The sequence below is a fragment of the Janthinobacterium sp. OK676 genome (assembly GCF_900103595.1).
In the GTDB taxonomy this organism is placed as follows: domain Bacteria; phylum Pseudomonadota; class Gammaproteobacteria; order Burkholderiales; family Burkholderiaceae_D; genus Janthinobacterium.
Window position 1 is genome coordinate 688053 of sequence record NZ_FNHA01000001.1, and the last position, 20005, is coordinate 708057.

At 63.0% G+C, this 20005-nt stretch carries 19 protein-coding genes; 4 read left to right on the top strand and 15 right to left on the bottom strand.

Features of this window, described 5'->3' with window-relative positions; all coding sequences use genetic code 11:
- Positions 1-59: 59 nt before the first annotated feature.
- Positions 60-863, top strand: a complete 804-nt coding sequence (locus tag BLU39_RS03140; RefSeq protein WP_086140734.1) for an outer membrane protein assembly factor BamD — start codon at positions 60-62, stop codon at positions 861-863.
- A gap of 98 nt (positions 864-961) precedes the next feature.
- Here BLU39_RS03140 and yaaA read toward each other — a convergent pair whose 3' ends face one another.
- Complete coding sequence (gene yaaA / locus BLU39_RS03145; RefSeq protein ID WP_092709529.1) at positions 962-1732, bottom strand: peroxide stress protein YaaA; 771 nt, start codon at positions 1730-1732, stop codon at positions 962-964.
- Between the two features lie 30 nt (positions 1733-1762).
- Here yaaA and BLU39_RS03150 point away from each other — a divergent pair, with 30 nt between their 5' ends.
- The 3 genes from BLU39_RS03150 to BLU39_RS03160 all read left to right on the top strand — a co-directional run bounded on the left by BLU39_RS03150 (position 1763) and on the right by BLU39_RS03160 (position 4605).
- Complete coding sequence (locus BLU39_RS03150) at positions 1763-2197, top strand: putative toxin-antitoxin system toxin component, PIN family (RefSeq protein WP_092709532.1); 435 nt, start codon at positions 1763-1765, stop codon at positions 2195-2197.
- 84 nt (positions 2198-2281) lie between these two features.
- Positions 2282-3460 (top strand): pyridoxal phosphate-dependent aminotransferase, encoded by a 1179-nt coding sequence (locus tag BLU39_RS03155; RefSeq protein WP_092709535.1) that lies wholly within the window; start codon positions 2282-2284, stop codon positions 3458-3460.
- A 41-nt stretch (positions 3461-3501) separates the two neighbouring features.
- On the top strand, positions 3502-4605 hold the full coding sequence (locus BLU39_RS03160; RefSeq protein WP_092709538.1) for an HD-GYP domain-containing protein: 1104 nt from the start codon (positions 3502-3504) through the stop codon (positions 4603-4605).
- A 44-nt stretch (positions 4606-4649) separates the two neighbouring features.
- Here BLU39_RS03160 and BLU39_RS03165 read toward each other — a convergent pair whose 3' ends face one another.
- The 14 genes from BLU39_RS03165 to BLU39_RS03230 all read right to left on the bottom strand — a co-directional run bounded on the left by BLU39_RS03165 (position 4650) and on the right by BLU39_RS03230 (position 19998).
- On the bottom strand, positions 4650-5108 hold the full coding sequence (locus tag BLU39_RS03165; RefSeq protein ID WP_175539193.1) for a nuclear transport factor 2 family protein: 459 nt from the start codon (positions 5106-5108) through the stop codon (positions 4650-4652).
- 356 nt (positions 5109-5464) lie between these two features.
- A complete protein-coding gene (locus tag BLU39_RS03170) occupies positions 5465-6562 on the bottom strand; it encodes a serine hydrolase domain-containing protein (protein WP_092709921.1) in 1098 nt (365 codons plus the stop codon).
- A gap of 95 nt (positions 6563-6657) precedes the next feature.
- The gene (locus tag BLU39_RS03175; RefSeq protein ID WP_254788869.1) at positions 6658-7548 is read right to left on the bottom strand and encodes an alpha/beta hydrolase; all 891 of its coding nucleotides are present in this window, start codon (positions 7546-7548) and stop codon (positions 6658-6660) included.
- A gap of 26 nt (positions 7549-7574) precedes the next feature.
- Positions 7575-8645: a tetratricopeptide repeat protein gene (locus BLU39_RS03180; RefSeq protein WP_254788870.1), complete on the bottom strand. Its 1071-nt coding sequence runs from the start codon at positions 8643-8645 to the stop codon at positions 7575-7577.
- 17 nt (positions 8646-8662) lie between these two features.
- Positions 8663-9565, bottom strand: coding sequence for an ExeA family protein (locus BLU39_RS03185; RefSeq protein WP_092709546.1), 903 nt, complete (start codon positions 9563-9565; stop codon positions 8663-8665).
- Positions 9566-11380 (bottom strand): pilus (MSHA type) biogenesis protein MshL, encoded by a 1815-nt coding sequence (mshL, locus tag BLU39_RS03190; RefSeq protein WP_232731110.1) that lies wholly within the window; start codon positions 11378-11380, stop codon positions 9566-9568.
- Positions 11367-11765: an MSHA biogenesis protein MshK gene (locus tag BLU39_RS03195; RefSeq protein ID WP_254788871.1), complete on the bottom strand. Its 399-nt coding sequence runs from the start codon at positions 11763-11765 to the stop codon at positions 11367-11369. The genes mshL and BLU39_RS03195 overlap by 14 nt, the downstream gene beginning before the upstream one ends.
- Positions 11750-12475, bottom strand: coding sequence for a type II secretion system protein GspM (gene gspM / locus BLU39_RS03200; RefSeq protein WP_092709555.1), 726 nt, complete (start codon positions 12473-12475; stop codon positions 11750-11752). The genes BLU39_RS03195 and gspM overlap by 16 nt, the downstream gene beginning before the upstream one ends.
- The gene (locus tag BLU39_RS03205; RefSeq protein WP_092709558.1) at positions 12472-13176 is read right to left on the bottom strand and encodes an MSHA biogenesis protein MshA; all 705 of its coding nucleotides are present in this window, start codon (positions 13174-13176) and stop codon (positions 12472-12474) included. The genes gspM and BLU39_RS03205 overlap by 4 nt, the downstream gene beginning before the upstream one ends.
- Positions 13173-14117, bottom strand: a complete 945-nt coding sequence (locus BLU39_RS03210; protein WP_092709928.1) for a type IV pilus biogenesis protein PilM — start codon at positions 14115-14117, stop codon at positions 13173-13175. Before BLU39_RS03210 ends, BLU39_RS03205 begins: the two co-directional genes overlap by 4 nt.
- A gap of 166 nt (positions 14118-14283) precedes the next feature.
- A complete protein-coding gene (locus tag BLU39_RS03215) occupies positions 14284-18024 on the bottom strand; it encodes a LamG domain-containing protein (protein ID WP_092709562.1) in 3741 nt (1246 codons plus the stop codon).
- A gap of 23 nt (positions 18025-18047) precedes the next feature.
- Complete coding sequence (locus BLU39_RS03220) at positions 18048-18503, bottom strand: agglutinin biogenesis protein MshP (protein WP_092709565.1); 456 nt, start codon at positions 18501-18503, stop codon at positions 18048-18050.
- Entirely contained in the window at positions 18500-19396 is an 897-nt protein-coding gene (locus BLU39_RS03225; protein WP_092709568.1) for a prepilin-type N-terminal cleavage/methylation domain-containing protein, read from the bottom strand. The genes BLU39_RS03220 and BLU39_RS03225 overlap by 4 nt, the downstream gene beginning before the upstream one ends.
- Entirely contained in the window at positions 19393-19998 is a 606-nt protein-coding gene (locus tag BLU39_RS03230; protein ID WP_254788872.1) for a prepilin-type N-terminal cleavage/methylation domain-containing protein, read from the bottom strand. The genes BLU39_RS03225 and BLU39_RS03230 overlap by 4 nt, the downstream gene beginning before the upstream one ends.
- Positions 19999-20005: the final 7 nt, after the last annotated feature.

Here is a 20005-nt window from a genome sequence, read left to right on the forward strand (position 1 = left end):
CCCATCGGCTATAATCAGCCTATTGTAAAATCTTGGTTAAAACCTTCTTGCAAAACGTCATGCAAAAAAAATTATCGTTGGTAGTCGCTTCAGTCGTTCTGCTCGGCATGTCCGCTTGCAGCTTGTTGCCTGAAAAAGTGGATGAGACCAAAAACTGGTCCGTTACGAAATTATACTCGGAGGCGCGTGAAGAAATGGCCGGGCAGCACTATGAAGCTGCAATCGGCCTGTTCCAGAAGCTGGAGGCTAACTATCCTTTCGGCAACTATGCTCTGCAAGCGCAGATGGAGATCGCTTACGCGTATTATAAGTCGGGAGACCAGGCACAGGCACTGGCTGCCGTCGAACGCTTCATCAAGTTGCATCCGAACCACGCCAATGTCGACTATATGTACTACTTGCGTGGCCTGATCAGCTTTAACGACCAGATCAGCTTCCTGAACTTCCTGTACGAGCAAGATCCGACCGAGCGCGATCCGAAAGCCACGCGCGAAGCGTTTGCCGCCTTCAAGCAACTGGTCGACAAGTTCCCGAACAGTAAATACGCGCCCGATTCGCTGGCCCGCATGAACTATCTGATCGATGCGATGGCGAAATACGAAGTGCACGTGGCGCGCTATTACTACCGCCGCGGCGCCTACCTGGCCGCCGCCAACCGCGCGCAAACGACGATCAGCGACTTTTCCGCCTCGCCGGCCATCGAAGAAGCGCTGTTCATCATGTACCGCTCGTATGACAAGCTGGGCTTGACCGACTTGCGCGACGATGCCTTGCGCGTGCTGACCAAGAACTATCCGAACACGGCATTCCTCAGCCCGGAAGGGGTGAACAAGGAACGCAAGTGGTGGAAATTCTGGCAGTAAGCTGCAATAAAAAACCGGGCTAGCCCGGTTTTTTCTTAGCCCAACGGCAAAATCCGGGGTCGTACCCTGAGGGTACGACCCCAGCATTTGCTTTAGGGTTACTCTCCGACCTTGCGCCGAAACACCCAGTTAGTATCGTTCGATGCCTCCGGCACATACGCGTAGCCGTCGACGTCGAACTGCTTCAGCTGCTGCGGATCGCGGATCTGGTTGACGGCCGCATAGCGGGCCAGCATGCCGCGCGCGCGCTTGGCGTAGAACGAGATGATTTTATATTTTCCATTCTTCCAGTCCTCGAACACGGGCGCGATGACGGGTACGTCCAGCTGGCGCGGCTTGACGGATTTGAAATATTCTTCGGACGCCAGGTTGACCAGCACTTTCGCGCCCTGCTCCTTGGCCGTACGGTTCAGGCCGTTGGTGATGGTGTCGCCCCAGAACGCATACAAATCCTTGCCGCGCGCGGTCGACAGCCGCGTGCCCATTTCCAGGCGATGCGGGTGGATCAGGTCCAGCGGGCGCAGCAAGCCGTACAGGCCCGACAGGATGCGCACGCGCGACTGGGCATAGTCGAGCTGGGCAGGCTGCAGGCTGCGCGCCTCGAAACCGGCATACACGTCGCCATTGAAGGCCATGATGGCCTGGCGCGCGTCGTCAAGCTGCGGGGTCCAGGATGCGTAGCGGGCCACGTTGAGGGCCGACAAGGCGTCGGAAATACCCATCAGGCTGCCCACTTCGGCAGGGGAAAACTGGCGCATGCGGGCGATGAGCTGGGCGGAATGGTCGAGAAAATCGGGGGTGCTGTGCAACGAGGTTGTTGGCGGCGTCTCCAGGTCGAGACTCTTGGCGGGCGAAAGCACGATCAACATAAATTATCACTACAGAATAGAATTGCCGACATGATACCTGCTCCACAAAAACTCGTCCTCGACACCAACGTTTGCCTCGACCTCTTCGTCTTCAACGACCCGCGCTGGGCGGGCCTGCTGGCGGCCATGGAAAGTGGCGCCGTGCACGCCATCACGCGTGCGGATTGCCGCGAGGAATACCTGGTCGTGCTGCACTACAAGCATCTGCCCCTTGATGAAGCCAGTCGGGCCGTTGCCGCCGCCCGCTTCGACGCGCACATCACCGTCGTGGCGCCGCCTGTTTCCGGCGTGCGCCTGCCCGTCTGCACGGACAAGGATGACCAGAAGTTCCTCGAGCTGGCGCGCGACGCGAACGCCGACATCCTCATCACCAAGGACAAGGCCCTGCTGAAACTGGCCCGCAAGACGGCCAAGGCCGGCATGTTCAGGATCATGGTGCCGGAAGGCTGGGCCTTGCCAGCCTGAAGCCGCCAAAGCCCCGCACGCGACGGGGCGCGCTGCGCTAGAATGGGGCACGATTCCACTTTCCGCACCGCGCCCCTACCGTTCATGAACAGCCCGTCCCTGCCCTACACGACTCCCGCCCTGACCACCCGCTTGCCTGCTGTCGGCACCACCGTGTTTACCCGCATGTCCAGCCTGGCGGCCCAGCATGGCGCCGTCAACCTGGGCCAGGGCTTTCCCGATTTCGATTGCGACCCGGCCCTGGTCGACCTGGTCGGCGACGCCATGCGCGCCGGCCACAACCAGTATCCGATGATGACGGGCGCCGCGCCCCTGCGCGAGGCGATTGCCGCGAAGATCGCCAGCCTGTACGGCCACAGCTATGATGCAAACACGGAAATCACGGTCACGGCCGGCGCCACGCAGGCGCTCACCACCGCCATCCTGTGCTGCGTGCATCCGGGCGACGAAGTCATCGTCATCGAGCCGGCCTACGACAGCTACCTGCCCGCCATCGCGCTGGCCGGCGGCGTGCCCGTGCTGGTGGCCATGGAAGTCGGTGAACACGGTTACAGCGTGCCGTGGGACAAGCTGGCCGCTGCCGTCAGCAGCAAGACGCGTTTGATCATCATCAACACGCCGCACAACCCGACGGGCACCATCCTGCGCCCCGCCGATGTGGCGGCGCTGGCCGACATCGTGCGCGGCACGCAAATTTTGATCCTGTCCGACGAAGTGTACGAACACATGGTGTACGACGGCGTGCCGCACGCCTCATTGAGCCGCAACCCGGAACTGGCGGCGCGCAGCTTCATCGTCTCCAGCTTCGGCAAGACGTATCACGTGACGGGCTGGAAGATAGGCTATGTAGCGGCCCCGCCCCCCCTGACGGCGGAGTTTCGCAAGGTGCACCAGTACAACGTGTTTAGTGTCAACACGCCGATGCAGCACGGCCTGGCCGGCTACATGGCGGACCCGCAGCCCTATCTGGACTTGCCCGCGTTTTACCAGCGCAAGCGCGATGTGTTCCGCGACGGCCTGGCGGGCAGCCGTTTTACCTTGTTGCCGGCCGACGGCACGTATTTCCAGTGCGTGCGCTACGATGCCATTTCGCAAGAGACCGAGGCGCAATTCGCCGAATGGCTGACGACGCAAATCAAGGTGGCCGCCATTCCCGTGTCCGCGTTTTATGCGCAGGGTAAGGAGTCGGGCATCGTGCGCTTCTGCTTTGCCAAGAAGGACGAGACCTTGCGCCTGGCGCTCGAGCGCCTGCGCAGCATTTAATACCGCACTGCTCCGCTGCGGCGGGGCAAAGGATGACAAGCATGGTACAGCGTCGCATCGGCCCTGCCGACCTGGTTCCCGGCGAACCCCTGCCCTGGGATCTGTTTCTCGCGGACCATAGTGCCGGCCCGCAACTGCGCAAGGGGCAGATCATCACGGACGGCGCGCAGCTGGGCCGTTTGCTGCAGCTGGGCCTGTACGTGGGCGCGCCGGACCAGCCGTCCGTCCTGCGCCTGCTCAACGAGGCGGCGCAGCGCCTGGAGCGCCTGTTGCTGGCCTTGCGCAGCGAAAACAATGCCGAGCGCGACGTGCGCAACATCGCCCGCGAACTGCTGCGCGCGCTCGAGCACGATGCCGACATCGCGCTGGCCAGCATCCTGCTCAACCAGATCGCCGGCAGCTACGCCGTGCGCCACTGCATCGAAACGGCCTTGCTGGCCATGCTGGTGGGCCGCAGCATGCACAAGTCCCACGACGAATTGCTGTTGATCGGCGCCGCCGCGCTGACGATGAACGTGGGCATGCTGCGCCACCACGACAGTTTCCAGGACCGGCGCGGCCCCCTGAACGACGAGGAAATGCGCATCGTGCGCCTGCATCCGCAGGAAAGCACGGAATTGTTGCGCTGCGCCGGTGTCGACGACGAGGAATGGCTGAGCTGTGTACTGCTGCACCATGAAAACGACGACGGCAGCGGCTACCCGCAGGGGCGCACGGCCGATGAAATCTTGCAAAACGCCAAACTGATCGGCCTGGCCGACCGCTATTGCGCCCGCGTCTCGGCGCGCAACTACCGGCGCTCCATCGTGCCCGACCAGGCGCTGCAGCACATCTTCCTCGACCAGGGCGTGGCCATCGACCCGCAGCTGGGCGAGCAATTCGTCAGCCTGCTGGGCAAATATCCGCCCGGAACGTTGGTGCGCCTGCGCAGCGGCGAACTGGGGGTGGTGACGCAACGGGGCGCCGGCCACGTGCATCCGCTCAGCGACCCGCTGGGCGCGCCGCTGGCCGCCGCCCAGCTATCGCAAATGACGCCGCGCGACACGACAGACAGCCAGTTCGCCATCGTCTCGTCGCTGCACGAAGATGACGCGGGCATGCGCTTCAGCATGCGGCATGTGTGGGGCGATGAGGCGCGGCTCTAGCCTCGCTGGGCAAGGCCCGGAGGCCGGAGCCGCAAGCTGTCACGTCACGGTTTCGGCGGGCGGATACCCGTGTACTGTGCGCTGACGAGCAGCCATTGCTTGTCGACAAGCCGGGCGACATAGCCGGCGCGCAGGGCGAAGGTGCGTACAACCTCCGCTTGATTGACACGATAGGACAGCCGTGCCGAGATGAGCGCCGTATCGCCAAAAAGACGCACTACCGGCTCATCGACCTGGACTTGAGGGCTCGGCCGCTTCTGCTCCGGCGCATAGAAGGACAGCATTTTTTCACGCCCGTCCACCTCGCCGACCGGCGATATTTCCACATAATTCTCGGCTGTGGTGGCTTTCAAGGCGGCTTGATCGAAGCTGCTCTGGGCCTGCGCATGGCGCTGCACCAGGGCCAGCAGTTCGGCGTCGGCGGGCGCCGCGCTCGCACTACCGATAACGCCCAAGCTGCCAAGCAGGCAGGTGGAAAGAATAGGTGAAAGGGATAATTTCATGCGTATTTCATCCTGGTCAAGGTCATTGAGAAACATCCGTTGATGACGGCGCTACCGTCAGCATCGAACACTCGCTTGCGGGCAGCCGATCATGAGTAAGCCACCGCATGCTATCCGCTTGCCATTTTCCGTCACATGCCATTGAGACAAACTGCTGGACCGGGGGATTGAAACGCCGTTTCGCCGGCTTGACTGGCCATGCTGGCGATCGCGGCATGCAAAGCCAGGCGTCCTCCACCAAGATGCCTCCTCCTGCAATTGCCCCCAGGGGAGAACAGGTATTTCCGGCATCTGCCAGCCTCGAAAACATGCCCGCAGCCGCAACCTTCGGCAATGCTTATGGCAGAGAGACCTGACTATTTTACAAGATTGCTGCTCATTACTATTTCTCTTATTTTTATTTCATAATAGTAATGAAGGGCACTGTCTTCGCTAAACTGATTTTCCAGGACAACAACGTCGACATCTTTTTCAGGAAAATACATTTTGATTGATGCAAACCCCAGCCCTTTTCCGGAGTGGCCGATGTAGTTGACCGGTGTCCTGTCGTTCACATAGACACCATATCCATAGCCAATTTTTTCCGCACCGAAAGCGACGTGCTGGCTGGATATATCGTAATTCGTCATCAACTTGTAGGTTTCCGGCTTTAAAATTTGTCCTTTATGAAGTTTTTCATCCCAGATAGTCAAGTCCCTTGCATTTGAAACAATGCCTCCAGCAGGAATGAAGTCAACCCAGCCTGCCCCCTGAACCGGATGCGTTTTCAATTCGAATACATTTTTCGAATTGACATAGCCATTGATAACGTTATTCTTCTTGCCTTCCTCATAGCAAAAACTATTGTCCATTGCCAGCTCTTTGAACAAGTCATTTGCCGCTTCGATATACTTTTTGCCGCTTACTTTTTCAAGAATATGCCCCAGCATGGCATACGTTGTCACGCCGTACAAAAAGCCCATGCCCGGCTTGAAACTCAGCGGCGCGTCAATGTCAGTGATTCCTGCCGAAAAGTTGAGCAGCTGATGCACGGTCACCGTGTCGGCCCAGGCCCGCGGCAAATCAGGCAGGTATCTTCTAACGGGACCATGCAAGTCTATCCTGCCTTTTTCAACTTCCCTTAAAATCAGCGCTGCCGTGATCTGCTTGCTATTCGACATGATGCGGAAGTTATCGTCCAGTTTCAACGGCACTTTATTTTCAAAATCCGCATAACCATGGGCTTTTGAATATATCGTTTTCCCATGTTGCGTGATGAGAATCACCCCGTTGAAACTTCGTGGACTTGTTTCCTTGAGCAAGCTGTCAATTTGAGCGGCGTAGTCATCCGGCTTGTCTGCATATGCAATATTTTCAGCATGGACATCGGCAAATACAGCGCTTATCGCTAGAAATGAAATCGCCAATATGGCGAGTGGCGAAGTCGCTTTTCCGGCAGCATCAGAAGTTTTCATGGGGATATCGTCGTTTGGTTTAAGAACGTCAACCGGGAAAATTATACCCTCGCCCCCTGCATGGCTGCGAATGCACACGGCCGGCACCGGAACCGTCATTTTGAAGACGTCAAATACGTCCGCAAGCCATGCGTCAGCACAAAAGGAAACACGCTCGCATGGTCTTCATCCTCGAACACGCGCAAACGCGTCTTCAGGCCCGGGTACTTGTGCGATTTCAGCTTGCCGTCGAACTCGCGCAGGTCGGCCACCATGTCGGCGTCTTCCTCCGAACGCGAACGCTTCTTGCCGGCCGCCAGCTTTTCCAGGCCGCCAATGCCGAAGAACACGGACGCGGGCAAGTCCTTGTGGCTGGCCGCATACGCCTGCTCGCGGTCGAACATGACGCCGGCGTCGTACCACAGCGACGGGCTGCCGAGGATGTAGTGCTCGAAGGTGCGCGGTTCCGTCAGCAGAAATTGCAGGCCCAGCAGGCTGCCGTAGGAATGGCCGATGAACACCTTGCGCTGCATGTCGACGCGATAGTTACTGGCGATGAAGGGGAACACAACGCCCGAGATGAACTGGCCGTAGGCCTTCGCTTCGCCGAACGCGGGCTGCCGCCCCGGCATGTCCGAACGGTAATCGTGCTTGCGCGGCGTGGTGGGCGTGTAGTCGCGACGGCGGCTGTACACCCCGCCATCGCCGTTGGCGTACGACAGGCCGACCACCACGACTTCTTCCATCCCCGCATGCTTGTTCAGGCGCTGCGCGATATTGCGCACGACGGGAAACGCATAATTGGCGTCCACGACGAACAGCACCGGATAGCGTTTATTTCCCTGCCGATAGGAATCGGGCAAGGCGACATATAGCTGATAGTCGCGTTTCAAGGCTTGCGCACGGATGTCGCGCACTTCCGTATTTTCCAGAACGTAGCTGGCGGGCGCGGCAACTGCGCCGCTGGCCAGGCAGCAAAGGACGATGAGCAAACTGAAAGGTTTCAAGCTGGTTTCTTCCATTGAGATCAAAGTTACTTCGCCGCAGCCGCCGTCAGCTGCACCAGCTTGCGCTCGACAAACGCCTGCAATTGCGGCGACAGGGTTTGCAAGCCCTTGGCCCGCTCGAACGCCTGACGCGCCTGGGCCGGGTGGTTGTCCGCTTGCAAGGCGATACCAAGCCCCATCCACCAGACGCTGTTGTCGGGCGCCGTCTGCAAGGCCAGCTGGTAATGTTCGGACGCTTCGCGGTAGCGCTGCTCGCGTTGCAGCACGCCGGCCAGGAAAGCCTGGTATTCGCCGTTGTCGATGGCGTACGGCAGGCTGCGCATGAGAGTCTCGAGGGCGGCCGCGCCGCCGTTGGCCTTGTCCAGCTGCAAGCGGGCCAGCATCATCGCTTGCGCCGGCTGTTTCGGGTCCAATGCCAGGCTCAGCTGCAATTGACGGGCCGCCTCGTCCGGGCGCTGGACTTCGAGCAGCAGGCGCACCAGGGTTTCGCGCGCGCCCTGGTGGCGCGGGTCCAGCTGCAAGGTCTGCTGCAAGGCCAGCATGGCGTCGGAAACGCGGCCATCCTGCAACTGGGCCAGCGCGCGCCGGTATTCGTTCTCCACGCGCTGCTGGGCGGTGACTTGCTTGCCGTCGACGATACGCTCACTGGCGGCGGATACTGGCGTCTTGACGACGGGCGCAGCGGCAGGCTTGGCGGCTTTTTCCGTGATGCGGCGCAATTCGGCGGGCCGCGCTCTGGCGGGCGCCGGGGCGGCGTCCTCGGCCCGGAACACGGGTTCAGGTTCCGCAACAACGACGGGCGCGGCAGGCGCGGCCGCCGGCGCGGGCGCAACCACCGCAGGCGCCGGGACCGGGACCGGGGCCGGGACCGGAATACTGGCCACATTGACCAGCACGGGCGGCACGGCCGGGCGCTTCCAGTACACCCAGCCCAGGGCGATGGCCGCCGCCGTCAGGCCGGCCGCGCCGCCGAAGACGAGCACACGCGGCAGGCCCCGCTCGCGTTCGGGCACGGAGCGGATGCCGGCCGCGTCGCCGCGACCATCAGGGGTGCCGCGCGCATCGAGGTCTTGCAACATCTTGTTAATCAGGCTCATCTACAGGCTCATCTTCGTCATCGGTTCAATAAAGTCCAGCTCACGGCACTGGCGGCAGCCAGCACGCCGGCGCCGGCCAGCCATGGCCAAGGCCTCCGCCAGAAGCGCGGCGTGCTGGCCAGAGTATCGCTGGCGGCCAGCGCCACGTGGCGCCCGCTGACCTGCTGCCGCCCTTCCCCATACGCCACCATCAGCGCCTTGTGCGCCATGATGTTGATCAGGCGCGGGATGCCGCCGGAAGCCTGGTACAGCTTGCGCACGCCGCCACGGCTGAACAGGCGCGCGCCGTCGAAGCCGGCCACGCGCAGGCGGTGCGCCACATAGAAATCCACGTCGTCGCGCGACAGCGGGCCCAGGTGGTAGTGAAAGGTGATGCGCTGCGCCAGCTGGCGGATTTCCGGCAGGGCCAGCTTGACGTCGAGTTCCGGCTGGCCGAACAGCACGATTTGCAGCAGCTTGCGCTTTTCCGTTTCCAGGTTCGTCAGCAGGCGCAGCGCTTCGAGGCTGTCGACGGGAATCGCCTGCGCTTCGTCCAGGCACAGCAACACGCGCTTGCCCTGCGCGGCCAGGTTGAGCAGGCGCAGGTTCAGGGATTTGAGCAGCTGATGCTGATCGGCGTCTTTCTCCAGCAGCACATCGAGGTCGTCCGCCAGCGCCAGGATCAGCGAACGGGGCGGCAGGTTCGGATTCGGGATGTAAGCCGTGACGAAGTCCGGTCCCAACGATTGCATGAACTTGCGGCAAAGAAAAGTCTTGCCTGTGCCCACTTCGCCAGTGATCTTGATGAAGCCCTCGCCATTGCGCGCCGCCACCAGCAGGGTATTGAGCGCCTTTTGCGACTGCGGGCCATTGAAGAAGAAACTGGTATCGGGCGTGAGGCCGAACGGCGCCTCGCGCAAGCCGAAATGGACCTGGTACATTTAGCGCCGCTCCGACGGCCGGCGCGGGTCGAGCGCCTCGATGCGCTTGCCCGATTCCAGCAAGTCCTCGTTCCAGCTGTTGGCGCCCTCGACGATGGTCGGCTTGATCAGCACCACCAGCTCGCGCTTCTGGATCACCTGCCCCGTGTTGCGGAACAGCGCGCCCAGCACGGGAATGTCGCCCGCGCCCGGCACTTGCGAACGGTCCGACGTGGTGGCCTGGCGCATCAGGCCGCCGATGGCGACGATGCGCCCATCCTGGCTGCGCACCATGCTGTCCATTTCGGAGGTGCTGGAGGCGGCCAGCGGCAGCTTCAGCGAACCGGCGCTGCCCAGGTCGATTTGCTTGTTGACGGTCGTTACCTGGCTGACGGACGGGTGCACGTGCAGGATGATGTTGCCCTGCTCGTCGATCTGCGGCGTCACGTCGAGCACGACGCCGGAAAAGAACGGCTGCAAGGTGACGTTCGGGCTGGAAGTGGTGCCGCCCGTGGTGCCGGTGGAAGTCACGGTGGTGCTTACGCCGGTGACGAAGAATTCATCCGTGCCGATCTTCAGCACGGCCTTCTGGTTGTTCATGGTGGCGATGCGCGGACTCGACAGTACGTGCACGGCCCCCTGCGACTCGAGGAAGGTGATCATGGCGGCGAAATTGGCCGTCTGGAACGCCAGGCCGAACATCGAGCCGGCCGCATTCGCCGCCGAACTGAGGCCAAAGCCGCTGCTCGCCGTCAGGCCGCTGCCATTCGTCATGTTCGGCGGCTGGCCGCCATTGAACGGCAGCGGCGCCAGGGTGCCGCCCGGCTGGATGAAGCCCGTCGAGATGCGGTTCGTGTGGCCGCTCTTGATGGAGGCGAACGAGGCCCAGTTGATGCCGGTCTGGAAGTTATCGTTCAATTCCACTTCGAGAATCTTGGCTTCCAGGATCACCTGGCGGTCCACCGACAGTTGCGTTGCCTTCAGGTACAGATCGACGGCGCGCAGCTCGTCGGGCATGCCGCGCACGACGACGACGCCGGACTGCGGGCTGATCACCACCTTGCGGCCGTCGGCCGTGCCGCCGATGATGGCGCCCAGCGAATCCTTCAGTTCGGCCCAGAAATTGCTGTCGGACGTGGTACTCAGGTTGGAACTGTCCTGCGCCACTTGCTGGCCCGACTGGCCTGGCTGCTGCGGCTGGTTCTGCTGCGCCGGCTGGCCGCCGTTGCTCCCGCTCTGGCCGCTGGTGCTCGTGCCGGCATTCGATACCGACGTCGAGGAGACGCGCAGGTTCGACATGCCCTTGCGGTTGCCCGTCAGGTAATTGACCTGGAACATGCGGGTTTGCATGGTGAGCGGCCGTATCGTAATGCGCGTGCCGTCGACCTTGTAATCATAGCCATACATCTCGCGCACGGCGTCGAGCGCCTCGAACAGGGTCACATCCTTCAGGTTGGCCGAAATGCTGCCCTGCACGTCCGGATGCACGAGCATGTTGTAGCGCGTGCCGTTGACGAGCGAGTGGAAGAACTGGCGGGCCGGCACGTTGTTGAAAGCGACGTTGAAACGCTCGTCGAGCACGCCGCGCGCCTTGGGCAACTGCGCGGCCAGCGTGGACGCGGGCGGCAGCAGCGCGTTTTCCACCGCGTCGGATTGCGCCGCCGGGCCGGTGGTCGCTGCCGCGCCGGCCACCTGTTCCTTGATCGCATTGTAGGTATCGCGCTTTACAGGCGCGACATTGCAGGCGCACAAACCCGCTGCAAGTCCCAGGACGCCCGCCCGCTTGCTGATTTCAAGTATCTTCCGCATTCCCGCCTTGTATTTATTGGGTGACATGAACCTGTTTCCTTCGTACATGCATTGCATCATTTGCGTCGACCGTCTTCGGATACAGCCGCAGCGTTTCCAGTGTCTTGCCGCGTCGCAAGGTCACGCTGGTCTCGCCGATGGCGACGACGACTGCTCCGCCCAGCTTGTCGCCAGCGCGCACGCTGCGACCATCGATCACGGCCAGGCGCCGTCCGCCGGGCTGATTGGAAATCAGCACCGATTGCAGCTGCGGACGCGCCACGCCGGCAGAGGCCGTGCTACCCTGGACAGGCGCCGCATCGGGCGGCCGCGTGGGATCGGCCAGCGCCTGGGCAAGCACACCCGGCGCCGGCGCCAGCAGCGCACAGGCAAGGAAGGCGCAGCGGCCGGCGCGCATCACAGCGCGATCCATTTCTCGTCCAGGCTGAGCGTGTACAAGGTCAGGCTCAGCGTGGCGTTCGGATACTGCTCGACCTGCATGTTGACCTTGCCCCAGAACACATGGGCCGGCATGGCCTCGACGGCATCCATATAATTCACCATATCCAGATAATTTCCACGCAATACGATTTCCACGCCATGACGGTAGAGCAGGGCCGGTGCCCTGGCCGGCTCGGCTTCCGCTGGCGACTTCGCGGCAGGCGCGGCGACAGGCGCGGACGCCGCTGTTGCGCTGGCAGCGGCATGGCCGCCCTGCCCCATGGCGCCCGATGGCAGGGTAGTGAGCGACACCAGGTGCAGGCGGGCCTGCTGTTTCAGCAATTGCTGCAGCATCGGCACGATGCGCTCGGGCGCCACCAGGCCGTTTTGCGCCGATTGCAAGCCATGCCGCATCTGCAGGACTTCCTGCCTGATCCGTTCGAGCCGGATGCGGTCCTGCACGTTGGGGTCGGCCGCATGCGCGGCCATTCTTTGCGCCATCTCGGCATCGATGGCCGCGACGGCTTGCTGCCGCTGGGCAATCGTGTCGGCCAGCGCCTTGCGCCTGGCCAGCTGCGGATCGATGAACAGATAAAAGACGATGAACATGAGCAGCGCGGCGCTGGCGCCGAAGATCATGATACGTTCCCGCACGCTGAGTGCATCGAATTTCAAGGCGAATTGTTGCCATTGCTGCTTCATTGCTTGACCGTCCCTGCGCCGCTGGCGGGCGCCGCCGACGATTGCAAACTGAATTCGATAAAGCGCGGTGCCGGTGCCGGTACGGCGGCGGCAGACGCTGCGCCCGGTAACGCTGGCGCCGGCGCCGGCGCGGAAGCCTGGGCAGCTGGAGGCTGAGCGGTGGTCATGTCAAGGCGCGCAAACGACTTGCCCTGCAAGGCCGATTCCCTGGACAGGGCGCTGATGTATTGCGGCAGCAAGTCCGGCTGCACGACCCGCCCCTGCAAGCCGATCTCGTTGCCGGCGCCGGCAATGCTCGCGCCCGTCAACCACAAGCCGTTGACCCTGGCGCGCGCGAACGCGCGGAAATAATCGGCATAGCCGCGCGTGGTGCCCAGTTCAGCGCCCTGCAAAATTTGCCCCGCTTCCTGCAAGGCGCTGCGGTCGGCCTCGGCCTGGCCCAGCGCGCTGGCGATCAGAGGGTCCTTGCCGGGCACGGGAAACCGCGCGAACACATCGGTCCGGCGCGCCTCGCGCGCGTCGAGCATGACCTTGGCGTCGGCCGCCGCCCGTTCCAGCGCGGCCACCTGGCGCGCGCCAAACCAGACCAGCGCGGCGCTGGCGGCCAGGACCAGCCCCAGTCCCCGCAACAAGCCCTGCGCCGACAGCGCCTGCTTCCGCTTTTCAAACGCAGGGTTGAACAGATTGATTTGCTGGCTCACGCTGGCATCCCCTCCTGCCGCAAGGCCGCGCCCAGGGCCAGGAAAAAGCGTGCCTGGCCGGCAGCGGCCGACAAGTCCGGCACCTTGGAAAAGTCAAACAGGGTCGCCAGATCCAGCGCCTCGACAGGCATGTACAAATTGTCCGCCAGGTAGCCATGCAGGCCATCGCTGCCGGTAGGCGCCAGGACCAGCCTGGCAATGGTGATGAAATGGAATTGACGATCGAAATGGTCAAAGGAACGCTGCAGTTCAAGCGTGATCTTGTCGTAACACTGCTGCCGCTGGGTGTCGCTGGCATCGGCCAGTTGCGTCACGGTCACGTCGATGCGCCGCGCCAGATACAGCTCCCCATCGAAGGTCACGGTCAGCAGTCCCCCTTCGCCATCGAAAGACAGCATGGCCAGGCCCCGCCCCTGCGTTTCCATCAAGCCCGCGATATTTCGCTGAGCCATTTCCGGGATATCGATGACGGACAGGGCGATCTTGCATTCGCCATACAGCGCCTGACGCTGGGCTACGGCATTGTTGCGCGCCGCGACGGCGAACAGCGATTGCGCGCGGCCCGGTCCGTTCCTGTCGGCTGGAATATCGAAGACGTCGACGGTGGCCTCCGCCGCCGGAAAGTCGATCATGTCCTTCAGGCGCCAGCGGACGGCGGTCTTGAGTTCTTCCGGCGGCACGTTCGGCGCATCGAGGGTCAGCAATTGATACTCGCCCGCACCGAGCAAGGTGGTGTTCCGATACGACTGGGCATGCACATCCCGGTTCATTTTTTCGAGGATGGCCGCCGCCAGCGGCTTGCGTCCGGCATACGTGGCCACCGCCTGCACCAGCGGCTTGTCGTCCGCGCGCCGCTTGACCACGGCGGCGCACACGCCTTCCGCTGAAAATGACGTCGCCAGCCAACCCTCGTGTTTTTTTGCTTTTGCGAATAAACCCATGCCACCGATCCAGGTAATGAAATGCGACGACAGCGGTGCCGTCCGAATGATGCATTGAATCAATTTTAATTCATCGCAGGTATGAACAGGTTAAAAAAGAAATAATTGACAACAGATTTTCAGGAAAACCCCACGAATGTCACGACGCGCCGAAAAATCGCGCCCTTCAATATACTTCGCGCATGAAGATAAGCCTGGAATCACTCTTGAATGCGCCTATGGTCTGGCGCGCCTGTCCCGGCAGATAGGGAATCAGCGACTGCAGCATGAGCGTGCCTTTTTTCGTCACCGGTGCGGCGGGCTTGGCCATCAGCACGCTGCCGGCGCCCAGCTTCAGCAAGCTACTGTCGAGCGGCAAGGTGGTAGCGGCGGGCAACTGGGCATCCGTCAGGTTGAGGTAATCCTTCAAGACGAAATTCTTGCGCAGCAGAGCCGTGCAATTGTCCAGCGTATTGACGGCATACGCGCTGCCGTTCCAGTATTGCGCGGCCAGGGGCACCAGCAGCGCACGCTGTTCCGAGCCGTACATGTTGTTGATGCGCAAGCGGCCGTGACGCAGACTGGTGTCGCCGATGGCGACGCTGGCGGCCGGCGCGACGGCCAGCCCATTCACGCTGGAAATGAGCGCGCCATCGCTGTCGCTGATGCCCACCACCAGCGAAAAATCGTCGTATGGGCCATCCTGGCCGCTGGCCAGCCGGTCAAAGCTGTGCAGCACCGTGATGCCGGTCGCGCCGCTGGGCATCGCCTGCAGCAGGCCAGGCGCGGCGAGCGTGATGCTGCCCGCACCGGCAGTGCCGGCCTGCACCGTGTAGATGGCGCCGTCGCCGCCGAACTTGATCAGTTCACCCGCCGACAGGCCACCGCTACCGGCCACCACCACTTGCGTGCTGCCGGCGGCATACGCGGCGCCGTCGGTCGCGTACGAACGCCCGCTGCGTCCTTGGCTCCACGCAAAGGCGGGCAATGCCGGCGTCAGGCGGCCGATGGCCAGCGCCACACCGGCATTACCCGCCCCCATGGTGACGCTGGCGAGTCCGGGATAGGCGCTGCCATAGCGTGCGAGGATCTGGTTGCCCTTGCTCAAGGCCGTCGCGCCCAGCACGATACCCAGTTCGCGCTGGCCCATGTAGGTGGCGTCGCCGCAGGCGCCGCTCAGCGCGCCCGTGAGCGCGTAATGGTCAGGAAAAAAGCGGCCAAAGACGGGGGCCGGGGTCTGCGCCTGGTTGGCGATATTGCAGCCGAATTTGCCATTGACGGCCGTATTGCCGCTGCTGCCGATCACGCAGTCGCCGGGCTGGTCGACGCTCGTGTAGGCATTGTCGAGTACCGCCTCGGGCAGCATGCGGAAAGTGCCGACGTCGCCGTAGGTGACGCCGCTGTTGCTGGCCAGGCCGCTGGCCAGCACGGCCTGCCCCAGCGGAAACGGGCTGGCATTCGAGGCCGACGCGAGGCGGTCGGTGTAGTCGGCGGTACTGAGGAAGCCGGTGATTTTCTGGCCGGCCAAGGTATTGTCGACCAGCGGCGTGCCGTTGTAGCCGGCCGCGGCGGCGGCGCTCAGGGTAAACTGGGCGCCCGCCGCCAGGCTGGGGGTGCCGCTCAGGCCGCTGTTGCTCATGTTGGAACTGAGCGCAAACTGCTGCGGCCGCACCGCGAAATTATCGGTCGAGCATCCCACATTGGCGGTGCCGCACACGGCCGCCGTGCAAGTGACGCGCACGCGCACGTCGCGGTAGGCGCTGTACCTGGGCGCCACGGCGCTGATGGCAGTGGCAGGGATGCTCACATTGGTGGTCGAATAGCCGCCCGTAAACGCCACCAGGCCCAGCGGAATGACGGCGGTCTGGGTGAGCGGACAGTTGTTCGCCCCCAGCGCCACGCCGGTGGCGGTATTGACCAGCAAATCCACGGTGGCCGCGCCGGCGAACGCCGTTTCCAGGCTGGCGTCGGACTTCAGTTTGACCAGGTCCAGCTTGAAGGCCGTGTCGGCCAGCTTGGTATTGAGGCGCGCGTAGCTCAGGCTGCTGGTGCTGGGCACGCAACGGGGCGACGTCGCCTCGCAGGCGTTGAAGCGCGCCACGGCGCACGCCTTGATCACCAGCGACTGGTCTTCCTGCTCCGTGAACTGCCCGTCCGTCACATTCACGCTGACGGTGGCGGCCGTGCCGCTGCTCAGGCCAAACACGGCCTGGTACTCGCCGTTGAACAGATAGGTGGCCACGCCGTCGTTCAGCGTGCCATTGGCAAGCACGCCATAGCCCGAGATCAGGGCCCAGTCACCGATGCCGTTCGAGGTGCTCAGCTGGATTTGCGTGGTGTTGTTCGGCATCACGATATTGTTGTGATTGACGTCATGCGCCGTAACCGTGACCGTGCTTTGCTGGCACGTCAGGCCGGTGCCCGTATTTGTCACCGCATAATGGTTCAGGCAGCCGGCCTGGCTGAGATTCTGGTCGCGCTGCACCAGCGCCAGACCGCCTTCATAGTTATAGGCGCGCAATTCATCGATGGCGCCATCGGTGGAATTGCCGCTGCCGTTCTGCCCCGTGAGCGCGCTGCGGTTGTCGCCGATAAACAAGGTGCCGACGCGCGGCGACACCACGGCCGCCGTGGTAAACGCCGCTTCCTTTTGCAGCACGCCGTCGACGTACACGCGCAAATGGTCGCTGTTGGCGGCGGCCAGCGCATTGAAGCTCCAGCTCACGGCGATATGCTTCCAGGTGCCGGCGGCCACCGTATTGGCGGCCGTTTCCACCGTGCGCTGGTTGCCCAGGCTATCCGTGACGACGAAGCGCAAGGCGCCCGTGCTGCGCCGCACGAGGAAAAACCATTCATTGTTCATCTGCGTGGCGTCGAGCAATTGCGCATCGCGTGCGCCGCTGCCGGACCAGGCCGTATTGGCCTTGTACCAGAACGTGATGGTGCCGGCGCCGCCCATGGTGCCAGGCACGGACAGGGCGCTGTCGATGGCGTCGATGGCCGCGGCGCTGGTATTGAGGGGAAAGCTGGCCGCACGGCAGACGCGGCCGGCGGCGATGGTCTGCGCGCCGCCCAGCACCGTGCCGTCGCGTCCGTTGCCGCTGGTGTCGCTGACCTGCCCCGGCGTATTGTCCCAGCTGGGCTGCTCCATCCGGTATTCGAGCACCGGACGGGGGATGTAGAACTTGATGGCCGAATTGCTGACGGGAAAGCCGGTTTGCGGCGTGTCGTAATCGTTGCTGTCGGCCTGCCAGCCGATCTGGCCCAGCTTGGCGGAAGGCCCCGCCACCGCGGCGCCGTACTGGTAGATGAATTCGCCGTTTTCCTGCAGTATCAATTGCAGGCTGTAGGAACCGGTGGGATTGGCGCCCGTCGTCCATTCGGGCACGTTATTCCACGTCACGACAAAACTGCGGTACGGCGCCGTGCCGACCGTGGCGTAGCTGACATAGCAGGTCGTGCGGCTGGCGCAGGCGGTATTGTAGGTGGGCAATTCCAGCTTCGAGGTGGGATCGAGATCGTTGCCATAGATGCGCATGGTGTAGTTCAAGCTGCTGTCCGGATACGGCAGCGTCTGCACCGGGCTGCCGTAGCCGCACGTGACGTTGTTATTGAACTGCACCCGGCCATTCGTCATCACGCGCAGGCTGCTGAAGGCCACACCCGAATACATGAAGCTGAAACCGATGGGCAAGGCGTCGCTGAGCGTGTCGTCGAGGATGGGCGGCGTGGTGCCGCAGCCGGTGGCGCCGTTGAATTTGTACGGCGAAGTGTTGTAGCCGAGCCTGGCATGATTGCTGGCGTCGATCCAGTTGTAGGCAAAACTGGTATTGGCGTACGTCACTGCCTGCGCCGGGGCGCAGTACAGCAGGGCCAGCAGGGCCAAGCGCCCCAATGCATGTATCCATACTGCCGTGACTGCCCGCATGTCGCTCCTTTGGTTTGCCTCGCCTAAAACTCCGCCTGTACGACGCGCTGCACGTAATCGGGATGATTGGTGGCGTTGGCGGTGGCGCACACACCGCCAACGGGCTGATTGCACGCCGTGGCGATCACCTGGAAGCGCGGTACCGCGCCAGCGGTCTGCGTGCAGCGCACGGTGACGGAAAAACCAGCCAGCGCGCCATTCGCGGGCAAGGCGAAACTGCTGCTGGCGGCGCAACTGCCGTTGACGCGCTGCTGGTACAGTCCCCACTCCATGCCGGCCCGGGCCGCTTGGTAGGCGCGCGCGCCCTGCACGTCCAGCGCCGACTCGGCATGCTGCATGGTCGAAATGGAAACCAGCGCCGCGCCCAGCGCGGACAGCACCACCAGCAGAAAGATGGCGGTGATGATGCTGAAGCCGCGCGCCGGGCGGCATGGGCGCCGGCGATGCGGCATGGAGGTGGCGGTAGCGGATATCGTCATGGCGAATTATTCACCTGTGCCTGCTGCACCAGCGTGATCTGGCCGGCATTGCCGCCGGGCGCGCCCAGGGTCAGGCCGATGCTGACCAGGCCCCGCTGCATGTTGGGCAGCGTATCGAAGGAAAAATCGCAAGCGGCAACCTGCATCGCCATCAGCGCTGCCGACGGCGCGCCATTGAGGGGCGCGGCGGTGGCGCTCACCGGCTGGGCTGGCTGGATCGCATAGCCGGCATAGCGCGTCAGCGTGCCCGTGCCGTTCGCATTCGGTGCGCAGTGGTAGGTCACGACCGTGCTGACCACCTGGAAACGATAGCTGAGGGAAGGCATGGACGGCGTTTGCGCGACGAAGGGGTTATTGACCAGCGTGACTTCGTTGCCGCTGATGGAAGCGACCTGGGCGCGGTTGCATTGCCCGCTGCAGTTATAGGCATCCACGGGAGGCTGTGCGCCCAGGTTGTTGACGACGATAAAGTCGCCGGCCACGATGGCCTGCCGGCCGGCAGGCACGGCGCCGACGATGGTAAACACCTTCGCGTTGCTCACCGGCGTGAGGGGATCGAAGGCCAGCACATTGCCCGGCATTGTGGCCGGGTCGTCTTCCGACAGATAGCGTCCGCCCGTCTTGGTCAGCAGCAGCTCCAGATAGCTGTCGCCCCCATTGTTCGCGACGCGCACGCTGTTGGGCAGCGCCAGGCGCACGTCGCGCGTGATGCGACGCGCCGCCGTATCGGCGGCATCGGCCAGTTCGGCGCGGGCGGCCACGTCCAGGTAGCCTTGCATGGGCGCGCGGATGAATACCGTCACCATGCCCGCCACGATGGCCGTGATGATGATCACCACGATCAGTTCGATCAAGGTAAAACCGCGCTGCCGGGGGCGTAAAAAAGTCATCATGGGACGGCATTTCCTGCGTAACGCGTGCGGTAACCGGCCAGCACCAGCTGCTGATTCGCGCCGTAAGTCACGGTGACCGTGACGCGCAGCACATTCATGTTGACGGGCGTGGCGTCCGAAGGCAAGGTGGCGCCTGCCGGCCCCAGTCCCGCCTCGGGGCTGATGGCCACGCTCACCGCATAGCCCGCAGGAAAGCTGTTGCCGGCCGCGTCGGTCGTGTAGCTCACGGGAGTATTGAATGCGCGCACGTAGTCGCTGACATTGTAGTAGGGTCGCCCCGTGGCGGGCACCGTCGCGCTGACATTCTGCGGCGTGTTGCAGCCGGTGGGATTGGTGGCACTGTCGAACGGCGCGGCATTCGTCGCCGCATCCGCGGCCGGATCGGCGACCGGGTCGCAAAACGTGAAGCGCGCCATGGTTACCTCTTCCAGCATGCCCTCGGCCAGCGCCAGCGCCTGCTTGCGCAATTGCGGATCGGCGCTGCTGGCTGTGGTACGGGTAAAAATTTGCAGCAATCCAATCACGGCGATGGAGACAATGACGATGAAGACAATCAGTTCGATCAGAGTCACGCCGCGCTGCGCCAACCTGCGAGCCGGCAAGACGGCT

What these genes read in the sequence shown, in the direction of transcription:
- BLU39_RS03140 (WP_086140734.1), top strand. Translation starts at nt 60, where the DNA reads ATGCAAAAAAAATTATCGTTGGTAGTCGCTTCAGTCGTTCTGCTCGGC.
- yaaA (WP_092709529.1), bottom strand. Translation starts at nt 1,732, where the DNA reads ATGTTGATCGTGCTTTCGCCCGCCAAGAGTCTCGACCTGGAGACGCCG.
- BLU39_RS03150 (WP_092709532.1), top strand. Translation starts at nt 1,763, where the DNA reads ATGATACCTGCTCCACAAAAACTCGTCCTCGACACCAACGTTTGCCTC.
- BLU39_RS03155 (WP_092709535.1), top strand. Translation starts at nt 2,282, where the DNA reads ATGAACAGCCCGTCCCTGCCCTACACGACTCCCGCCCTGACCACCCGC.
- BLU39_RS03160 (WP_092709538.1), top strand. Translation starts at nt 3,502, where the DNA reads ATGGTACAGCGTCGCATCGGCCCTGCCGACCTGGTTCCCGGCGAACCC.
- BLU39_RS03165 (WP_175539193.1), bottom strand. Translation starts at nt 5,108, where the DNA reads ATGAAATTATCCCTTTCACCTATTCTTTCCACCTGCCTGCTTGGCAGC.
- BLU39_RS03170 (WP_092709921.1), bottom strand. Translation starts at nt 6,562, where the DNA reads ATGAAAACTTCTGATGCTGCCGGAAAAGCGACTTCGCCACTCGCCATA.
- BLU39_RS03180 (WP_254788870.1), bottom strand. Translation starts at nt 8,645, where the DNA reads ATGAGCCTGATTAACAAGATGTTGCAAGACCTCGATGCGCGCGGCACC.
- BLU39_RS03185 (WP_092709546.1), bottom strand. Translation starts at nt 9,565, where the DNA reads ATGTACCAGGTCCATTTCGGCTTGCGCGAGGCGCCGTTCGGCCTCACG.
- mshL (WP_232731110.1), bottom strand. Translation starts at nt 11,380, where the DNA reads ATGTCACCCAATAAATACAAGGCGGGAATGCGGAAGATACTTGAAATC.
- BLU39_RS03195 (WP_254788871.1), bottom strand. Translation starts at nt 11,765, where the DNA reads ATGGATCGCGCTGTGATGCGCGCCGGCCGCTGCGCCTTCCTTGCCTGT.
- gspM (WP_092709555.1), bottom strand. Translation starts at nt 12,475, where the DNA reads ATGAAGCAGCAATGGCAACAATTCGCCTTGAAATTCGATGCACTCAGC.
- BLU39_RS03210 (WP_092709928.1), bottom strand. Translation starts at nt 14,117, where the DNA reads ATGGGTTTATTCGCAAAAGCAAAAAAACACGAGGGTTGGCTGGCGACG.
- BLU39_RS03215 (WP_092709562.1), bottom strand. Translation starts at nt 18,024, where the DNA reads ATGCGGGCAGTCACGGCAGTATGGATACATGCATTGGGGCGCTTGGCC.
- BLU39_RS03220 (WP_092709565.1), bottom strand. Translation starts at nt 18,503, where the DNA reads ATGACGATATCCGCTACCGCCACCTCCATGCCGCATCGCCGGCGCCCA.
- BLU39_RS03225 (WP_092709568.1), bottom strand. Translation starts at nt 19,396, where the DNA reads ATGATGACTTTTTTACGCCCCCGGCAGCGCGGTTTTACCTTGATCGAA.